This window comes from Microbispora oryzae (assembly GCF_017896165.1).
In the GTDB taxonomy this organism is placed as follows: Bacteria; Actinomycetota; Actinomycetes; order Streptosporangiales; family Streptosporangiaceae; genus Microbispora; species Microbispora oryzae.
Genome location: NZ_JAFCNB010000015.1, coordinates 84,731 through 106,316 on the forward strand (window position 1 = coordinate 84,731; position 21,586 = coordinate 106,316).

At 74.8% G+C, this 21,586-nt stretch carries 1 protein-coding gene; it reads right to left on the reverse strand.

All coding sequences use genetic code 11. From position 1 onward, the window contains the following. Positions 1-21 precede the first annotated feature (21 nt). Complete coding sequence (locus tag JOL79_RS35125; RefSeq protein WP_210158203.1) at positions 22-21,441, reverse strand: type I polyketide synthase; 21,420 nt, start codon at positions 21,439-21,441, stop codon at positions 22-24. Positions 21,442-21,586: the final 145 nt, after the last annotated feature.

Sequence of the window (21,586 nt, forward strand, 5' to 3'; positions counted from 1 at the left end):
GCCTCTCTCCGCCGCGGCGGGTCAGGAGATGCCGAATTCCTTGCCGAGCAGGTCGAACATCTCGTCGTCGCTGGCGGTCTCCAGCTCTTCGACCAGCGCCGTCCCGCCGCTCGTCGCCGCGCCCTGCCAGGCGGCGAGCAGGCTGTTGAGCCGGGCGGTCACCCGCGACCGGTCCTCGTCGTCGGCCGTCGCCGCGCGCATGCCCCGCTCAAGCTCGTCCAGCTCGGCCAGCAGCGCCTCGACCGGGGAGACCGCCGCGGGCCGGAGCCGGTCGGCGAGATGCGCGGCGAGCGCGCCGACGTTCGGGTAGTCGAAGACCAGGGTCGAGGGCAGCCGCAGCCCGGTCACGGCCATCAGCCGGTTACGCAGGTCGACCGCGGTGAGCGAGTCGAAGCCCAGTTCGCTGAAGGCCCGCCCGGCCGGGACGGCGGCGCCGGAGTCGTGCCCCAGCACGGCCGCGACCTGGCCCTGGACGGTTTCCAGCACAAGCCGGTCCTGATCCTCGGGAGACAGGCCACTCAGCCGCTGGTCCAGCGTCGGCCCCGTGGGGGCGGCCCGGCGGCCACGCGGCGCACGAGCCAGACCGGCCAGCAGCGGGGGCAGCAGGCCGGCCTCGGCGGCCTGGCCGAGCCCGGCCGGGTCGAGGGCGAGCGGCGCGACCACGGGTGTGCCCGCGGAGAGTGCGGCGTCGAACGCGGCCAGGCCCTGTTCGGCGGTGAGAGGGAGAACGCCACCGCGCCGCATCCGCTCCCGGTCGGCGCGGGTCAGCGCCTCGCCCATCCCCGCGTCCCACAGCCCCCACGCCAGTGAGGTCGCAGGGACATCCTCCGCCCGCAACACCATCGCGTACGCGTCGAGGAACGCGTTGGCCGCCGCGTAGTTGGCCTGACCGGCGTTACCGAACAACCCCGCCGCCGACGAATACACCACAAACGCGCTCAACCGCTTGTCCCGCGTCGCCGCGCGCAGGTTGCGGGCCGCGTCCACCTTCGCCCCGAACACCCGCTGCAACCGCTCCGGAGTCAGATCGGCAAGCAACGCGTCGTCCAGCACACCCGCGGCATGAACCACCGCCGTGACCGGCTCATCCCGCAGCACTGCCGCGACGGCGTCCGCGTCGGACAGGTCACACGCCAGCGACCGCACCCGCGCACCCTCGACCTCGACGACCCCGCCGGACCGCGACAGCAGCAACAACTCACCGACACCGTGCGCCTTGACCAGATGGCGGGCGACCAGACCACCCAGCATGCCCGTGGCACCGGTGACCACCACGACGCCGTCGCCAAGGTCAACGTGAGCTGAACCCGTGCCGGGTGTCTTCAGGCGGCCCAGGCGCGGCACCCGCACCACACCGTCACGCACCACCGCCTGCGGCACCGGGACGACCATGGCCTCGGGCGCGTCGAGGAGATGGATCCGGCCCGGGTGCTCGGCCTGCGCCGACCGCACCAACCCCCACAATGCGGCACCATCCGGATCGGTGACCTCCTCACCGGCCGCGCCGAACGTCCGCACCACCAACCGGGAATCCGCCCACGCCGGATCGGCCACCCACTCCTGCAGCAACCCCAACAGCGCAGCCGACCGATCGAACGCCGACCCCGGCGCCGTCGCGTCCACCACCACCACACCAGCCGGCTCCGGCAGCCGATCACCCAACGCCACCACGACCGGAACCTCGACCGAGGCGGTCACGTCCTGCGGAGTCCAGTCCACCGCGTACAGCAGGCGGTCGGCGATGCCGCCGAACTGGGTGGGCGTGACCGGTCGCAGGGAGAGACTCTCCACCGTCGCCACCGGGTCACCGGAGGGGTCGGTGAGCGTGAGCCGGACGGTGTCGGTTCCTGGCGCGGGGGCGATCTCGACCCGGAGGGCGGCCCCAGCGGATCTCGTCACCCTGACTCCGGTGAAGCCGAACGGCAGCCGGACGCCGCCCTCGGCCGGGAGCGCCCCGCCCGCGCCGATGGCGTGCAGTGCCGCGTCGAACAGCGCCGGGTGCAGCGCGTATCCGGTGGCGACCTCTTCGGTCTCGACCTCGGCGAACACCGTCTCACCGCGCCGCCAGGCCCGCCGCAGGCCCTGGAAGGTCTGGCCGTAGTCCAGTCCCCCGGCGGCCGCCATCGCGTAGAAGCCGGTGACGTCGATCTCGTCGGCGTCCGCCGGGGGCCACGACCCCGCCACGGCGGGCTCAGGGAGCGGCTCGGCGTCGCCCGTCAGCAGGCCACTGGCGTTGAGCACCCACGCGTCGTCCTCGTCGGCTCGGGAGTGGATCGTCACGGCGCCGCGGCCCGCGTCCGGCGCGGACACGGTGACCCGGACCTGGACCCCGGCCCGGTTTCCGTCCTGGCCGACGAGGGACAGCGGGGCCTGCAGCAGCAACTCGTCAAGAACCGGCAGGCCGGTCTGGTCCCCGGCCGCGAGCGCCATCTCGACCAGCGCGGTGCCCGGGACGACCGTCCGGCCGGCAATAGCGTGGTCGCGGAGCCACGGGTGGGTACGCACGGAGAGCTTTCCGGTGAAGACGCTGTCGCCGGACGGCAGGGCCACGGCCGCGCCGACGAGTGGGTGCCCGGTGCCCGCGAGGCCGAGGCCGGCGGCGTCGCCGGTCGGGCCGGTGCGCGGACGCGGCCAGTATCGGCGGCGCTGGAAGGCGTAGGTGGGCAGATCGGCGCGCGGACCGGAGCCGAGCACCGCGGTCCAGTCGACGTCCTGGCCGCCGACGAACAGCGTGCCGAGCGCGGTGAGCAGTGTCTCGGCCTCGGCGCGGCCACGCCGGAGCGCGGCGACCGCGGTCAGTTCCGGACGCAGGTCGCCGACTATCGCGGTGAGGACGCCGTCCGGGCCCAGCTCCAGCACGCGACCCGCGTCCAGGGCCGCGACCGCGTCGGCGAACCGGACCGGACGGCGGACCTGATCCACCCAGTACTCCGGCTCACTCCACTGACCGGACTCCACCGGGCGGCCCGTCACCGTGGAGACCGCAGGGATCACTGGATCGGCGAACGCCAGCGTCTCCACCACCGAGCGGAACTCCGCCAGCATCGGCTCCATCAGCCGCGAATGGAACGCATGACTCGTGCGCAGCCTGCTGGTCTTCCACCCACGCTCACCGGCCAGCCCCGCGACCCGCTCGATGTCCTCCCGCGGCCCGGACACCACCACCGACGCCGGACCGTTCACCGCCGCGATGTCGATGTCCGGGAGCGCCGCCAGCAGGTCGGCCTCGGAGGTGCCGACCGCGAGCATCGCCCCACCCGCCGGGAGCGCCTGCATCAACCGGCCCCGCGCCGCCACCAACCTCGCCGCATCCGCCAGCGACACCACCCCGGCGGCGTACGCGGCGGTGATCTCACCGATCGAATGCCCCGCGACAACATCCGGCTCCACCCCCCAGGAGCGGACCAGCGCCAGCAACGCCACCTCGACCGCGAAGATCGCCGGCTGCGCCCACCCCGTCCGATCCAGCCGGGACTCATCGCCGAGCACCTCGTGGAGCGGCAGGTCCAGCGCCGCGCACACCTCGTCGAACGCCGTCGCGAACACCAGGAACGCGTCGTACAGCTCGCGTCCCATGCCGAGCCGCTGTGCGCCCTGGCCGGTGAAGACCACGGCCAGTGCCGCCCGGCGCGCTTCGCCGTGCCGTACCTCGGGCTGGGGCGCGTCGGCCGCGTCGAGACCGGCCACCGCGCGGTCGAGCGCGGGGCGGTCGGCGGCGAGGAGCACCGCACGGTGCCGGAGCGCCGCGCGGCCGGCCAGGGTGCGGCCGATCTGGTCCAGTGGCAGGTCCGGCGTGGTCGTGGTGTGCAGCCGGCCGATGGTGGCGTGCAACGCCTCGGGGTCGGCCGCGCTGAGCACGATGGGGGTGATCGGCAGTCTCTCGCCGGTGGCGACGACCGGTTCGTCCGCCGGGGCTTCGAGGATGACGTGGGCGTTGGTGCCGCTGATGCCGAACGACGACACCGCCGCCCGACGGGGCCGGCCCAGCTCCGGCCAGTCGCGCGGCTCGGTGAGCAGCTCCACCGACCCGGCCGACCAGTCCACCTGCGAGGTCGGCGCGTCCACATGCAGCGTCTTGGGCAACATGCCGTGGTGCATCGCCTGCACCATCTTGATGATCCCCGCGACCCCGGCCGCCGCCTGGGTGTGCCCGACGTTCGACTTGATCGAGCCCAGCCACAACGGCTCGTCCCGGTCCTGGCCGTAGGTGGCCAGCAGCGCCTGCGCCTCGATCGGGTCACCCAGCGCCGTGCCGGTGCCGTGCGCCTCGACCACGTCCACGTCACCGGGCTCGAGCCCGGCGTTCGCCAGCGCCGCCCGGATCACCCGCTGCTGCGACGGACCGTTCGGCGCGGTCAGGCCGTTCGACGCCCCGTCCTGGTTCACCGCACTGCCCCGGACGACCGCGAGGACCCGGTGCCCCAGGCGTTCGGCGTCCGACAGCCGCTCCACCAGCAGCATGCCCACGCCCTCACCCCACCCGGTGCCGTCAGCCCCCTCCGCGAACGACTTGCACCGCCCGTCAGGGGCCAGGCCCCGCTGCCGGGAGAAGCCGACGAACGTGCCCGGGGTGGCCATCACCGTCACCCCACCAGCCAGCGCCGCATCGCACTCACCGTTCCGCAACGCCTGTACAGCCAGGTGGAGCGCGACCAGCGAAGACGAACACGCGGTGTCGACCGTGACCGCCGGACCCTCCAACCCGAACGTGTACGACACCCGCCCCGACGCGACGCTGCCACCGGTCCCGATGAAGCCTTCGGTGTCTTCGTCGGAGCCGCCCAGCACCATGGCGTAGTCGTCGTACATGACACCGACGAACACACCGGTCCGCGAGCCGCGCAGCCCCAGCGGGTTCACCCCGGCCCGCTCGAACGCCTCCCACGACGTCTCCAGCAACAACCGGTGCTGCGGATCCATCGCCAGCGCCTCACGCGGACTGATCCCGAACACCGCCGGATCGAAGTCGGCGGCCTCGTAGAGGAAACCGCCCTCGCGCGAGTAGGACGTGCCGGGGTGATCCGGATCGGGGTGATACAGGTTCTCCACGTCCCAGCCCCGGTCTTCGGGGAAGAAGCCCACGCCGTCCCGGCCGGCCGCCACCAGCTCCCACAACTCCTCCGGGGACGCCACCCCACCCGGATAGCGGCACGCCATACCGACGATCGCGATCGGCTCGTCCGTCCTCTCGACGGTGCTCGTGGTGCGCTCCGGCGCGGCGGTTCCGGCCCGTTCGGACGCTCCGGCGAGTTCGGCGGCGAGATGCCCGGCCAGCGCGAGCGTGTTCGGGTAGTCGAAGACCAGCGTCGACGGCAGCCGCAACCCGGTCACCGTCGCCAGCCGGTTGCGCAGGTCGACCGCCGTCAGCGAGTCGAAACCCAGCTCGCGGAAGGCCCGCTCGACCTCGACCGCGTCCGGCCCCGGGTAGCCGAGGACCGCTGCCACGTGGGTGCGCACGAGATCGAGCACGGCCCGCTCACGCTGCGGCGCGGACAGCCCGGCCAGGCGCCGGCTCAACGCGCTGTCGGCCTGCTTGCGGACCGGCACCCGCACCAGGCCGGCCAGCAGCGGGGGCAGCAGACCCGCCGCGGCGGCCTCGCGCATCGGCGCGGTGTCCAGCGCGAGCGGCGCGACGCTCGCCCGGCCGGCGCCGAGGGCCGCGTCGAACGCGGCCAGACCCTGATCGACGGTGAGCGGCACGATCCCGCCCTGCCGGGCCCTGGACCGCTCTGCCTCACTCAGCCCGCCGCCCATACCGGCGTCCCACAGCCCCCACGCCAGTGAGGTCGCAGGGACACCCTCCGCCCGCAACACCACCGCGTACGCATCCAGGAAGGCGTTGGCCGCCGCGTAATTGGCCTGACCGGCATTACCGAACAACCCCGCCGCCGACGAATACAGCACAAACGCGCTCAACCGCTTACCCGCCGTCGCCGCACGCAGGTTGCGGGCCGCGTCCACCTTCGCCCCGAACACCCGCTCCAACCGCTCCGGGGTCAACGATTCGACCATGCCGTCGTCGAGCAGGCCCGCCGCGTGGATCACCGCCGTTACCGGCTCATCCCGCAGCGCCGCCGCAACCGCGTCCGCGTCGCCCACGTCACAGGCCACCGACCGCACCCGAGCGCCCTCGACCTCTACCTCTCCGCCGGACCGCGACAGCAGCAGCAGGTCACCGACGCCGTGCGCCTTGACCAGATGCCGGGCGACCAGACCACCCAGCATGCCCGTGGCACCGGTGACCACCACGACCCCGTCACCAAGATCCACCCCGCCCGAGCCCGTGCCGGGTGTCTTCAAGCGACCCAGCCGCGGCACCCGCACCACACCGTCACGCACCACCGCCTGCGGCACCGGGACGACCATGTCCTCCGGCGCGTCGAGGAGCTGCAACCGGCCCGGGTGCTCGGCCTGCGCCGACCGCACCAACCCCCACAACGCGGCACCATCAGGGTCAGTGACCTCCTCACCCACCGCGCCGAACGTCCGCACCACCAACCGGGAATCCGCCCACGCCGGATCCTCCAGCCACTCCTGCAGCAACCCCAGCAACGCGACCGAACGGTCACCAGCGGACCCCGGCGCCGTCGCATCCACCACCACCACCGCAACCGGCTCCGGCAACCGATCACCCAAAGCCACCACGACCGGAACCTCGACCGAGGCGGTCACGTCCTGCGGAGTCCAGTCCACCGCGTACAGCAGCCGATCACCCGCGGCCGCACCCAGCCGCGCGGCCGACGCCTGTCGCAGCACCAGGCCGTCGACCTCGGCGACCGGAGTCCCCGAGGCGTCGGCGAGCGCGAGCCGTACCGTGTCGGCACCGCCGGCCCGGGTCAGCCGCGCCCGGAGCCGCCCACCGGCCGGGGCGAACGTCCGGAGCCCGGTGAAGGCGAACGGCAGCCGGGTGTCACCGTCGCTGAACAGGCCGCCCGCGGCGATCGCATGGAGCACGGCGTCGAACAACGCGGGATGCAGACCGTATCCGGTGGTCGTGTGATCCAGCTCGACCTCGGCGAACACCTCCTCCCCACGCTTCCAGACGCCCCGCAGGCCCTGGAAGGCCGGGCCGTAGGCGAGTCCGTTCGCGGCCGTCTCCGCGTAGAAACCGGACAGGTCCAGCGCATCCGCGTCGGCCGGCGGCCAGGAGACGAGGTCGATCTCGGTGGGGGCACCTTCGTCCGGGACGGCCAGGACGCCGGTGGCGTGCGCGGTCCAGGGCTCTTCGTCCTCGGCACGGGCATGAATCGTGATCGCACGGCGACCGTCGGCGCCGGGCTCGGCGAGCGTGGCCCGGAGCTGGACGCCGCCGCGCTCGGGCAGCGGTAGCGGGGCCTGGAGCAGCAGTTCTTCCACGACTCCGGCACCGGCTCGTTCCCCGGCCGCGCGGGCCACTTCGGCCAGCGCGGTGCCCGGCACCAGCGGGCGGCCGAGCACGACGTGGTCGGCCAGCCACGGGTGGGTGCGCAGCGACACCCAGCCGGTGAGTAGCGTCGTGGCGGCGTCGGGCGCCTCGACGGCCGCGCCGAGCAGCGGGTGGCCGGTCTCCGCGAGACCCAGTCCGATCGCGTCTCGGCTGACCCAGGCCCGGGGCCGGGGCCAGAACCGCCGATGCTGGAACGGGTAGGTGGGCACGTCGGCCGGCCGGGTGTCGACGCCGTCGAACACCGCCCGCCACTTCACACTCTGCCCGTGGACGAACAACTCCGCCACGGCGGTCAGCAGCGTGGTGGCCTCGTCGCGGTCGCGGCGCAGCGCGGCCACCGCCCTCACGTCCGGGGCCACATCCTGGACCAGCGCGGTCAGGATGCCGTCCGGGCCCAGCTCCAGCACGCGATCGGCGTCCAGGGCCGTGACCGCGTCGGCGAACCGGACCGGGCGGCGGACCTGATCCACCCAGTACTCCGGGTCACTCCACTGACCGGTCTCGACCGGGCGGCCTGTCACCGTGGAGACCGCAGGGATCACTGGCTCGGCGAACGCCAGCGTCTCCACCACCGAACGGAACTCCGCCAGCATCGGCTCCATCAGCCGCGAATGGAACGCATGACTCGTGCGCAGCCTGCTGGTCTTCCACCCACGCTCACCGGCCAGCCCCGCGACCCGCTCGACGTCGGCCTGCGGGCCGGACACCACCACCGACGCCGGACCGTTCACCGCCGCGATGTCGATGTCCGGGAGCGCCGCCAGCAGGTCGGCCTCGGAGGTGCCGACCGCGAGCATCGCCCCACCCGCCGGGAGCGCCTGCATCAACCGGCCCCGCGCCGCCACCAACCTCGCCGCATCCGCCAGCGACACCACCCCGGCGGCGTACGCGGCGGTGATCTCACCGATCGAATGCCCCGCGACAACATCCGGCTCCACCCCCCAGGAGCGGACCAACGCCAGCAACGCCACCTCAACCGCGAAGATCGCCGGCTGCGCCCACCCCGTCTGACCCAACCGGGACTCATCGCCCAGAACGTCCAGCAGCGGCAGGTCCAGCGCCGCGCACACCTCGTCGAACGCCGCCGCGAACACCGGGAACGCCTCATACAGCTCCCGGCCCATCCCGGCCCGCTGCGACCCCTGACCGGTGAACGCCACCGCCAACCGGCCCGGCACGGCGACCCCGGCCACCGGATGAACCCCGGCCCCCACCGCCGCCAGCCCGGCATCCAGCCCCACACGATCACCGGCCACGACGACCGCCCGATGCCGCAGCGCCGCTCGCCGGCTCAGCGTCGCCGCCAGATCGGCGATCGGCGCGTCCACGCCGCGGAGTCGTTCGGCCTGCGCGCGCAGGCCGTCCGCGTCGGCGGCGGTGATCACCACGGGCGTCGGCCGTTCGTCGGATGCCGGAGTGGGCGTGGTCGTGGCTGCCGGGGCTTCGAGGATGACGTGGGCGTTGGTGCCGCTGATCCCGAACGACGACACCGCCGCCCGCCGCGCCCGATCCACCTGCGGCCACGCCTGCGACTCCGTCAGCAGTTCCACCGACCCGGCCGACCAGTCCACCTGGGACGACGGCGCGTCCACATGCAGCGTCTTGGGCAGCGTGCCGTGACGGAACGCCTGCACCATCTTGATGATCCCCGCCACCCCGGCCGCGGCCTGCGTGTGCCCCAGGTTGGACTTGATCGACCCGAGCCACAGGGGTTCGCCTGAGCGCTCGCGGCCGTAGGTGGCCAGCAGCGCCTGCGCCTCGATCGGGTCACCCAGCGCGGTACCGGTGCCGTGCGCCTCGACCACGTCCACGTCACCGGGCTCGAGCCCGGCATTGGCCAGCGCGGCCCGGATCACCCGCTGCTGCGACGGACCATTCGGCGCCGTCAACCCGTTCGACGCGCCGTCCTGGTTCACCGCCGAGCCCCGGACCACGGCGAGGACCCGGTGCCCCAGGCGTTCGGCATCGGCCAGCCGCTCCACCAGCAGCATGCCGACACCCTCACCCCACCCGGTGCCGTCGGCACCCTCCGCGAACGACTTGCACCGCCCATCGGCCGCCAGGCCCCGCTGCCGGGAGAAGCCGACGAACGTGTTGGGGGTGGCCATAACGGTCACCCCACCGGCCAGCGCCGCATCGCACTCCCCGTTCCGCAACGCCTGAACGGCGAGGTGAAGCGCCACCAGAGACGACGAACACGCCGTATCGACCGTGACCGCCGGACCCTCAAGCCCGAACGTGTACGACACCCTGCCGGACGCGATGCTCCCGCCGATGCCCATGAAGCCCTCGGCACTGTCGTCGGACGCGCCCAGCACCATCGAGTAGTCGTTGTACATGACGCCGACGAACACACCGGTCCGCGATCCGCGCAGCCCCAGCGGGTCGACCCCGGCCCGCTCGAACGCCTCCCACGAGGTCTCCAGCAGCAGCCGATGCTGCGGATCCATCGCCAGCGCCTCACGCGGGCTGATCCCGAACACCGCCGGATCGAAGTCGCCCGCCTCGTAGAGGAAACCGCCCTCGCGCGTATAGGAGGTGCCGGGGTGATCGGGGTCGGGGTGATACAGGTTCTCCACGTCCCAGCCCCGGTCTTCGGGGAAGAAGCCCACACCGTCTTGACCGGCCGCCACCAGCTCCCACAGCTCCTCGGGAGAGGCCACCCCACCCGGATAACGACAGGCCATGCCGACGATCGCGATCGGCTCATCCGAGGCGACCGCGGCGGTCACCACCGGGGCCGCCGTGGCGGCCGCCCCGGAGATCTCGCCGGTCACGTAGGCGGCGAGCGCGGCGACATTCGGGTAGTCGAAGACCAGCGTCGACGGCAGCCGCAACTCAGTCACCGTCGCCAGCCGGTTGCGCAGCTCGACCGCCGTCAGCGAGTCGAAGCCCAGCTCACGGAACGGCAGGTCCACGGCGACGGCGGACCCGTCGGCGTGGCCGAGCACCGCCGCCACATGCGTGCGGACCAGGTCGAGAACGATCCGGTCGCGTTCCGCGCCCGGCAGGCCGGCCACGCGGGCGGCGAAAACGCCGTCCGCCGAACCCGCCCCCGCGCCCCGGCCCCGCGCCGGAACCAGCGCGCGCAGGAGCGGCGGAACCACGGGCCGGGCGCGCAGCGCGGCGAGGTCGAGCCCGAGCGGCGCGACGACGGCCCGGCCGGCGCCGAGGGCCGCGTCGAACGCGGCCAGACCCTGATCGACGGTGAGCGGCACGATCCCGCCCTGCCGGGCCCTGGACCGCTCTGCCTCACTCAGCCCGCCGCCCATACCGGCGTCCCACAGCCCCCACGCCAGCGACGTCGCCGGGACACCCTCCGCCCGCAACGCCATCGCGTACGCGTCCAGGAAGGCGTTGGCCGCCGCGTAGTTGGCCTGACCGGCGTTACCGAACAACCCCGCCGCCGACGAATACAGCACAAACGCGCCCAGCCGCTTGCCCCGCGTCGCCGCACGCAGGTTGCGGGCCGCGTCCACCTTCGCCCCGAACACCGCACGCAACCGCTCCGGAGTCAGATCGGCAAGCAACGCATCGTCCAGCACACCCGCGGCATGAACCACCGCCGTGACCGGCTCATCCCGCAGCGCCGCCGCGACCGCGTCCGCGTCGGACAGGTCACACGCCAGCGACCGCACCCGCGCACCCTCGACCTCGACGACCCCGCCGGACCGCGACAGCAGCAACAACTCACCGACGCCATGCGCCCGCACCAGATGGCGGGCGACCAGACCACCCAGCATGCCCGTGGCACCGGTGACCACCACGACCCTGTCACCCAGATCCACCCCGCCCGAGCCCGTGTCAGGAGCCTGGACCCGGACGAGCCGCGGCACCTTGACGACACCGTCACGCACCAGCGCCTCCGGCAGCGGGACGAGCATGTCAGCCGGCGCGTCGAGCAGCTGGATCCGGCCCGGGTGCTCAGCCTGCGCCGACCGCACCAACCCCCACAACGCGGCCCCATCCGGATCGGTGACCTCATCACCGGCCGCGCCGAACGTCCGCACCACCAACCGGGAATCCGCCCAGGCGGGGTCATCGGCCCAGGCACGCAGCAGGGTGAGCAGCGCCGCCGCGCGCTCGTCCGCCGCGCCGGGCGCGGTCGCGTCGACGGTCAGGACGGCGGCGGGAGCCGGCAGGGCGGCGCCGAGCGGGATCGCGGCCGAGGGCTCCTCGGAGACCGTGGTCTCCTCCGGCACCCAGTCGACGCCGTAGAGCAGCCGGTCGGCGGCGGACAGCTGCGCTCCGGTGACCGGCCGGAGCGTCAGCCGCTCGACCTCGGCCACCGGCAGGCCGGACTCGTCGGCGAGGGCCACCCGCACACTGTCCGGTCCGGCTCCGGCGGTGAGCCGCGCCCGCAGCGTGGTCCCGGCCTCGCCGGAGACCCGGACGCCGGCGAACGCGAACGGAAGCCGGACGGCGTGCTCGGGCAGCAGTCCACCGGCGCCCACGGCGTGCAGGGCGGCGTCGAACAGCGCCGGGTGCAGCGCGTATCCGGTGGCGACCTCCTCGGTGCCGACTTCGGCGAAGACCTCGTCGCCGCGCCGCCAGACCTGGCGCAGCCCCTGGAAGGCGGGCCCGTAGGCCATTCCGGTGCCGGCGAGCGCCGGGTAGAAGTCCGCGAGCGGTACGGGCTCGGCCCCGGCGGGCGGCCAGGCGACCAGTCCGGCGTCGGCCGGCTCCTCGTGCCGCGCGGTGAGCGAACCCGTCGCGTGGACGGTCCAGGGCTCGGTCTCGTCGACGCGGGCGTGCACCGTGACCGTGCGCCGATCGTCGCCGGAGACCGAGTCGCCCGTGACCCCGCCGGCCGGAACCCCGTCGCCGGGATGTCCGTCTTCCGGACCGGCCCCGACCGTGACCCGGACCTGCACGCCGCCCCCCTGCGGCAGGGTCAGCGGAGTGCGCAGCAGCAGTTCCTCCAGCGCCGGGGCGCCCGCCCGCTCACCGGCGGCCAGGACCATCTCGACCAGCGCGGTGCCCGGCACCACGACCTGGCCGAGCACGACGTGGTCGGCCAGCCACGGGTGGGTGGCCACAGAGAGACGGCCGGTGAGCACGGTGGCCGGCGAGCCGGGCAGTTCCACCGCGGCGCCGACCAGCGCGTGACCGGTGCCGACCAGGCCGAGGCCGGCGGGGTCGGTCGCGTGCCGCCCGGGGCGCGGGCGGGGCCAGTAGGTGTCGTGCTGGAATGCGTAGGTGGGCAGTTCGAGCCGGGTCGCGCCGGTGCCGGCGAAGACGGCGGTCCAGTCCACCGCGACGCCCGCCGTGAACAGCCGCCCGAGCGCGGCGAGCAGCGTCTCGACCTCGTCGCGACCGCGGCGCAGGGTCGCGACGGCCAACCGGTCGGGGTGGGCGTCCTGCGCCAGCGCGGTGAGCACGGCGTCCGGACCGATCTCCAGCACCCGGTCGGCGTCGAGGGCGGCCAGCGCGTCGGCGAACCGGACGGGACGGCGGACCTGGTCGACCCAGTAGTCCGGGTCGGTCCACTCCCCCGGGGCGACCGTGGCGCCGGTAACCGTGGAGACGGCGCGCAGCCGCGGCTCGCCGAACCGCAGGCCGCCTACGACCTCGGCGAACTCGGCAAGCATCGGCTCCATCAGGCGGGAGTGGAACGCGTGACTCGTCCGCAGCCGGGAGGTCTTCCAGCCCCGCTCGGCCGCCGTCGCGGCGACCCGCTCGATGTCGGCCTCGGCGCCGGACACCACGACCGACGCCGGGCCGTTCACCGCGGCGAGATCGACGTCCGGGAACGCCGCCAGTATCTCCGCCTCCGCCGCCCCGACCGCGAGCATCGCGCCACCGGGCGGGAGCGCCTGCATCAACCGGCCCCGCGCGGCGACCAGCGTGGCGGCGTCGGCCAGCGACAGGACCCCGGCCGCGTACGCGGCGGTGATCTCGCCGATCGAGTGCCCGGCGACCATCTCCGGACGGACACCCCACTCGGCCAGCAGCGCCAGCAGTGCCACTTCCACGGCGAAGATCGCCGGCTGCGCCCATTCCGTCTGGTCCAACCGCTCCGGATCGCCGAGAACGTCCAGCAACGGCAGGTCGAGCGCCGCGCACACCTCGTCGAACGCCGTCGCGAACACCGGGAACGCGTCATACAGCTCGCGGCCCATCCCGGCCCGCTGCGACCCCTGACCGGTGAACACCACCGCCAGCCGCCCGTCGGCGGCCACTCCGCCGCCTGTCACGCCTTCGGCGACGTCCAGCAGGTCCATGACGGTCTGGTCGGCGGTGCGCGCCAGCACCACCGCCCGGTACGGCAGGGCGGCCCGGCCGGCCAGCGACCGGCCGACGTCGAGCAGGCGCGCGGTGGGACGGGCGTCGAGGAAGTCGAGCAGCCGGCCGGCCTGCCCGGCGAGCCCGGCGGCGTCGTGCCCGGACAGCACCAGCGGCACGACCGGCGGCGGGCCGCCGGCCTCCGGCCGGTCGGATGGGGCGGCGGGCGGCTCCTCGATGATGACGTGGGCGTTGGTGCCGCTGATCCCGAACGACGAGACGCCGGCCCGGCGGGGGTGACCCAGGGGCGTCCAGGGGCGGGCCTCGGTGAGCAGCTCTACCGCGCCGGAGGACCAGTCGACCTGCGGGGAGGGCCGGTCGACATGCAGGGTGCGGGGCAGCACGCCGTAATGGACGGCCAGCACCATCTTCATGACGCCGGCCACGCCGGCGGCGGCCTGGGTGTGCCCGAGGTTGGACTTGACCGAGCCGAGCCAGAGCGGGGCTCCGGTCCGGTTCTGGCCGTAGGTGGCCAGCAGCGCCTGGGCCTCGATGGGGTCGCCGAGCGAGGTCCCCGTGCCGTGCGCCTCGACGGCGTCGACCATGGTGGCTTCGAGCCCGGCGGACGCCAGGGCCTGCCGGATCACCCGTTGCTGGGAGGGGCCGTTGGGGGCGGTGATCCCGTTGCTGGCGCCGTCCTGGTTGACCGCGCTGCCGCGGACCACGGCGAGCACGGGGTGGCCGGCGCGGCGGGCGTCGGAGAGCCGTTCGAGCACCACGACGCCGGCTCCCTCACCCCAGCCGGTGCCGTCGCCGGAGGCGGAGAACGCCTTGCAGCGGCCGTCGGGCGCCAGGCCGCGCTGCCGGCTGAACTCGACGAACGCGCCGGGGGTGGCCATGACGGTGACGCCGCCGGCCAGCGCGAGGTCGCACTCGCCGGAGCGCAGCGCCTGCGCGGCCAGGTGCAGGGCGACCAGGGAGGAGGAGCACGCGGTGTCGACGGTGATCGCCGGGCCCTCGAACCCGAAGGTGTAGGAGACCCGGCCGGAGACGAGGCTGCCGGCGCTGGCCGCGGCGGCGTAGCCCTCGGCTCCGGTGCTGCCCTGCCGCAGCAGGGTGGCGTAGTCGCTGTAGAGGACGCCGGCGAACACGCCGGTGCGGCTGCCGCGCAGCGTGGTGGCGTCGACGCCGGCGCGTTCCAGCGCCTCCCAGGAGGTCTCCAGCAGCAGCCGCTGCTGCGGGTCCATGGTCACGGCCTCGCGCGGGCTGATCCCGAAGAACCCGGGGTCGAACCTGCTGACCCCGGTGAGGAACCCGCCCTCCTTCGCGTACGAGGTGCCGGGGTGATCGGGGTCGGGATGGTAGAGCGCGTCGAGGTCCCAGCCGCGGTCGTCGGGGAAGCCGGAGACGCCGTCCCGGCCGTCGGCGAGCAGCCGCCAGAACTCCTCGGGTGTGGTCACCCCTCCCGGATAGCGGCAGCCCATTCCCACGATGACGACGGGGTCGTCGAGGTCGGCCGCGGCGGAGCGCGGCGCGGCGGCCGGGGCGGTGCGCTCGGCCAGCGCGCCGACCAGTTCGCCGCGCAGGAACGCCGCCAGCGCCTGCGGGGTCGGATAGTCGAAGGTCAGCGTGGCGGGCAGCCGCAGGTCGGTGGCGGCGTTGAGCCGGTTGCGCAGTTCGACGGCCGTCAGCGAGTCGAAGCCCAGCTCGCTGAACGCACGCGCGGCCGGGACCGCGTCGCCGGACGCGTGGCCGAGCACCGCGGCGACCTGGGCGCGGACCAGGTCGAGCAGCGTCCGGTCCTGGTCGGCCGTGGTCTGGCCGGCCAGGCGCTGGAGCAGCGACGAGGCGGTCGCGCCGGTGGCCGCCCGCCGGGCGGGCTCGCGGACCAGGCCGCGCAGCAGCGGCGGCAGGCCCGCGTCGCCCTGCCGGGCCCGCAGCACCGTGTGGTCGAGCCGGATCGGCACCAGCAGCGGCCGCTCGGAGACGAGGGCGGCGTCGAACATGTCGAGGGCCTCGGCCACCGGCAGCGGCGCGATGCCGCCGCGGGTCAGCCGCCGGCGGTCGACCTCCGTCAGGTTCCCGGCCATGCCGGCGGCGGTGTCCCAGGCGCCCCAGGCCAGCGAGGTGCCGGGCAGGCCGCGGGCGCGGCGGGCCGCGGCGAACGCGTCGAGGAACGCGTTGGCGGCGGCGTAGTTGCCCTGGCCGGGGGTGCCGAGCAGGCCGGCGACCGAGGAGTAGAGCACGAACGCGTCGAGGTCGGCGCCCGCGGTGGCCTCGTGCAGGTTGACCACGGCGTCGACCTTGGCGCGCAGCACCGCGTCGAGCCGGTCGGGCGTCAGGCCGGTCAGGACGGTGTCGTCCAGGACGCCGGCGACGTGCACGACCGCGCGGACGTCCACGCCGTCGAGCACCCGGTCGAGGTCGTCGCGGTCGGCGACGTCGCAGCGGACCAGCCGGACGCGGGCGCCCGCCTCGGTCAGCTCCGACCACAGGCCGCCCGCGCCGGGCGCGTCGGTGCCGCTCCGGCTGAGCAGCAGCAGGTCGCGGACGCCGGCGGAGTGGACGAGGTGCCGGGCGAGCAGGCCGCCGAGGGTGCCGGTGGCGCCGGTGACGACCGTGGTCCCGGTCTCGCGGGCCGGGCGGGGCATCATCAGCACGTTCTTGCCGACGTGCCTGGCCTGGCTGACGAACCGGAACGCGTCCCTGGCGTGCCGGATGTCCCAGGCCCGCACCGGGGGCAGCCGCAGTTCGCCCGACTCGAACAGCGCGGTGATCTCGGTGAGCATCGCGCGGATCCGTTCGGGGCCGGCCTCGAACAGGTCGAACGGCCGGTACGCGACGCCGGGGTGGGCGGCGGCCAGCCGCTCCGGGTCGCGCAGGTCGGTCTTGCCCATCTCCAGGAACCGGCCGCCGCGCGGCAGCAGGGTCAGCGACGCGTCGATGAATTCGTGGGCCAGCGAGTTGAGCACGACGTCGACGCCCCGGCCGCCGGTGACGCGGGCGAACTTCTCGGCGAACCCGGTGTCGCGGGAGGAGGCGATGTCGTCGTCCGGCAGGCCGAGCGCGCGCAGGGCGTCCCATTTGGCGGGGCTGGCGGTGGCCAGCACCCGGGCGCCCAGGTTGCGGGCGATCTGGATCGCCGCGGTGCCGACGCCGCCCGCGCCGGCGTGCACCAGGACGGTCTCGCCGGGCCGGACGCCGGCCAGGTCGACGAGCGCGAAGTAGGCGGTGAGGAAGGCCATCGGCACGGCGGCGGCCTCGGCGAACGTCCAGCCGGACGGAATGGGGACCAGCAGCCGGCCGTCGGTGACGGCGACCGGGCCGAAGCCGCCGGCGAACGCGCCCATGACGCGGTCGCCGGGGGTGAGGTGCGGCACGCCGGGGCCGACCTCGACGACCACGCCGGCGCCCTCGCTGCCGAGGTCGAGTGGGTTGTCGCTGGGGTGGACGCCGAGCGCGATCAGCACGTCGCGGAAGTTCAGGCCCGCGGCGCGGACGGCGACCCGCACCATGCCGGGCTCGAGCGGGCCCTCGGGCGCCGGGTATGCGGCCAGCCGCAGGTGGTCCAGGGTGCCTCCCGCGGTGGTCTCCAGCCGCCAGGCCGGCGCGTCGGGCGGGGTCATCGACGGGTCGGGGGCGAGGCGGGCCAGCCGGGGCGCGGCGACGGCGCCCGCGCGGATCAGCGCCTGCGTGATGTCGCCCGCGGCGACCAGCGCGGGCAGGGCGGCCCACGACGCCGCGCCGCCGTCCACGTCGGCCAGGACGATCCGGCCCGGGTGCTCCGACTGGGCGGAGCGGACCAGGCCCCAGACGGCGGCGTGCGCGAGGTCGGCGGGTTCCTCGCCGGGGCCGCCGGCGACCGCTCCGGTGGTGGTGACGACCAGGGTGGTGCCGGCGAGCCGCTCGTCGCCGATCCACCGCTGGAGCGCGGCCAGCACCCGCCGGGTGGCGGCGTGCACGCGGCCGGCCGTGCCGATCGGGTCTCCGGCGGGGTCGTAGCTCTCGGGCGGGCAGTCCAGCAGCAGGACCGCGGGCGGCGGTCCGGTGAGGGAGCCGAGATCGGCCAGCGGCAGGCCGGTGTCGCGGACGGGGCCGAGGGCGGCCCAGTCGCCCGGGGCGGGGACCGCCTCCAGCGGACGTTCGTCCCAGTCGACGCCGAACAGCGACCGGGGCGCCCGCCGAGGCCCGCCCTCGGCCTGGGCGCTCGTGACCGGGCGCATGACCAGCGACCCGACGCTGACGACGGCTGCCCCGGCGCCGTCCGCGGCGAAGAGCGCGACCCGGTCGGCGCCGGAGGGGGTGAGCCGGACGCGCAGTGTGGTGGCGCCCACGGCGTGCACCGTGACGTCGGTGAAGGCGAACGCCATCCGGGCCGAGCGGTCGGCGCCGGCCTCGGCGAGCGCCACGCCGTGCAGCGCGGCGTCCAGCAGCGCGGGGTGGAGGTTGAACCGGGCGGCCTGGCCGGTCTCGGACTCCGGCAGCGTGACCTCGGCGTAGATGTCGGTGCCGAGCCGCCAGGCGGCGGTCAGGCCCTGGAACGCCGGCCCGTAGCCGAATCCGGCGCCGGACAGCCGTTCGTAGAACCCGTCGACCGGCAGCGGCGTGGCGCCGGCCGGCGGCCAGACGCTCAGGCCGGCCGGCGGGTCCTGCGGGACGGCGGGGGCGAGGTGGCCCGCGGCGTGCGGGGTCCACGCCTCGTCGGGCAGCGCGTCCTCGCGGCGGGAGTGGACGCTGACCGGGCGCCGTCCGGTCTCGTCGGCGGCGCCGGTGACGACCTGCAGCGCGACGCCTCCGGACGCGGGGACGGCGAGCGGGGCCTGGACGGTCAGCTCCTCGAGCACCGGCGTGCCGACCTGCTCGCCGGCCCGCAGCGCCAGCTCCACCATCGCGGTCCCTGGCAGCACGGCGGTGCCGAGCACGGCGTGGTCGGCCAGCCACGGGTGGGTGTGGAGGGCGAGCCGCCCGGTGAAGACGCTGCCGTCGCCGTCGGCGAGGGTCAGCACCGCGCCCAGCATCGGGTGGTCGGCCGCGGTCAGTCCCAGGCCGGCGGCGTCGACGGTGAGCAGGTCGGCGGGTGACGGCCAGTAGAGCTGGTGCTGGAACGGGTAGGTGGGCAGGTCGAGCCGCTCGGCGGGGCGGGCCGGGTAGAGCGCGGGCCAGGCCACGGTGGAGCCCGCGGCGTGGATCCTGGCCAGCGCGGTGAGGAAGGTCTCGACCTCGTCGCGATCGCGGCGCAGCGTGCCGACGCACGTCGCGGCGTCCGGCAGGGTCTGCGCGGCCATCCCGGCCAGGACGGTGTCGGGGCCGAGCTCCAGGTAGCGGCCCGCGCCGAGCGCGTCCAGCGCGTGGACGGCGTCGGCGAACCGGACCGGCCGCCGCACCTGGTCGACCCAGTACGCCGGGTCGCTCCACTGTCCGACGCCGACCGGGCGGCCGGTCACGCTGGAGACGGCGGCGAGGGCCGGCTCGGCGAACGAGAGCCCGCGGACCACCGCGCCGAACTCGGCCAGCATGGGTTCCATCAGCCGGGAGTGGAAGGCGTGGCTGACCCGCAGCGGGCTCGCCTTCCACCCGGCGTCACCGGCCTTGCGCGCGAACCGGTCGATCGCGTCGTCGGGGCCGGAGAGCACGACGGCGACGGGGCCGTTGACGGCGGCGATGTCGAGCCCGTCCAGGCCGGCCTCCCGAACGGCGTCCTCGGTGGCCTGGACGGCGAGCATCGCGCCGCCCGGCGGCAGCGCCTGCATCAGCCGGCCACGCGCGACGACCAGCGCGGCGGCGTCGTCCAGGGACAGAACCCCGGCGGCGTACGCGGCCGCGATCTCGCCGACCGAGTGGCCCGCGACGATCTCCGGCTCCAGGCCGAGGGCGCGTACGGTCTCCAGCAGGGCGACCTCGACCGCGAACAGGGCGGGCTGGGCGTAGCCGGTCTGGTCAAGCAGGTCGCTGTCGAGCACGGCCCGCAGCGGGAGGTCCTCCGGCGCCCGCACGAGGTGCCGGTCGAGCGCGGCGGCCACGGTGTCGAGCGCCTCGGCGTACCGGGGGAAGCGTTCGGCGAGCCGCAGGCCCATGGCCGTCCGCTGCGCGCCCTGGCCGGTGAAGAGGAAGGCGAGCTTGCCCTCCGCGGGCTCGCCGGTGACCAGGCCCAGCCCCGGCTCGCCGACGGCGAGCGCGGCCAGGCCGCGCTGCAGCGCGTCCCTGTCGTCGGCGAGCACCACCGCGCGGTGCTCCAGCGCGGCGCGCCCGTTCGCCAGGGCCCAGCCCAGGTCGGCCACCCGGAGCTGCGGCCGGTCCTCGACGAACGTGTAGAGCCGCTGCGCCTGGGCGCGGAGGGCGGCGTCGTCCCGGGCGGAGACCACGACCGGCACCGGCGCGGGGCACGGCTCCACCCGCTCGGCCTCCGCCGGCGCGGGCGGCTCCTCGATGATCATGTGGACGTTGGTGCCGCTGACGCCGAACGACGAGACGCCGGCGCGGCGCGGGGTGTCCCGGCGCGGCCAGGGGCGGGCCTCGGTGAGCAGTTCGACGGCCCCGGCGGTCCAGTCGACGTGTGGGCTGGGCTGCTCCAGGTGCAGCGACTTGGGCATGGTGTCGTGCCGCATCGCCAGCACGGCCTTCATCACGCCGGCGACGCCCGCGGCGGCCTGGGTGTGGCCGATGTTCGACTTGATCGAGCCCAGCCAGGCGGGCCGTCCTCCGGTGCGGTCCTGCCCGTAGGTGGCGAGCACGGCCTGGGCCTCGATCGGGTCGCCCAGCCGGGTGCCGGTGCCGTGCGCCTCGATCAGCTCGACGTCGTCGACCGACAGTCCGGCGTTGGCCAGCGCCTGCCGGATGACCCGCTGCTGGGAGGGGCCGTTCGGCGCGGCGATGCCGTTGCTCGCGCCGTCCTGGTTGACCGAGCTGCCCTTGATCACGCCGAGGATCGGATGGCCGAGCCGCTGCGCCCGCGACAGCCGTTCCAGCAGCACCAGGCCGACGCCCTCGGAGAGCCCGATGCCGTCGGCGCCCGCGGAGAACGCCTTGCACCGCCCGTCGGCGGCCACCCCGCCCTGCCGGTTGAACTCGGTGAACGCGCTCGGGGTGGCCATCACGGTGACGCCGCCGGCCAGCGCCATCGCGCACTCGTCTGCGCGCAGCGCCTGGGCGGCGAGGTGGATGGCGACCAGCGACGAGGAGCAGGCGGTGTCGATCGTGACGGCGGGGCCTTCCAGCCCGAGCGTGTAGGACACGCGGCCGGAGATGACCGCCGCGGTGGTGCCGGTGATCAGGAAGCCCTCGGCGGCCTGCACGGTGCCGCCGATGAGCCGGACGTAGTCCTGCGTGTTGGAGCCGATGAACACCCCGGTGCGGCTGCCGCGCAGCGTGGCCGGGTCGAGCCCGGCCCGTTCGAAGGCCTCCCAGGACGCTTCGAGCACCTGCCGCTGCTGCGGGTCCATCGACAGCGCCTCGCGGGGGCTGATGTCGAAGAACGCCGCGTCGAACGCGCCGGCGCCGGCCAGGAAGCCGCCCTCGGAGGCGTAGCCGTCGGCGCGCTCCGGATCCGGGTCGTAGGCGTCGTCCAGGTCCCAGCCGCGGTCGCCGGGCGGCCGGCCGATCGCGTCGGCGCCGGTGTTGACCAGCCGCCACAGGTCGTCGGGGGTACGGACCCCGCCCGGGTAGCGGCAGCTCATCGCCACGATCGCGATCGGCTCCCGATCCGCGGTCTCGGCCTTGCGCAGCCGCTCGCGGGTCTGGTGCAGATCCGCGGTGACCCGCTTCAGATAGTCGAGGAGCTTCTCTTGATCCACCAACTCTGGCCTCACCAAGATCGGTTTGCGGGGGGAGCGCGGGAGAGCGACGCGAATCGACCGCCGGAGCGCGGTCTCCACTCCTGCCAGCCTCGGCCGAAGGTAGGCGGCCGGGGTGGACCGGCCTACCCCTACCGCTCCCCTA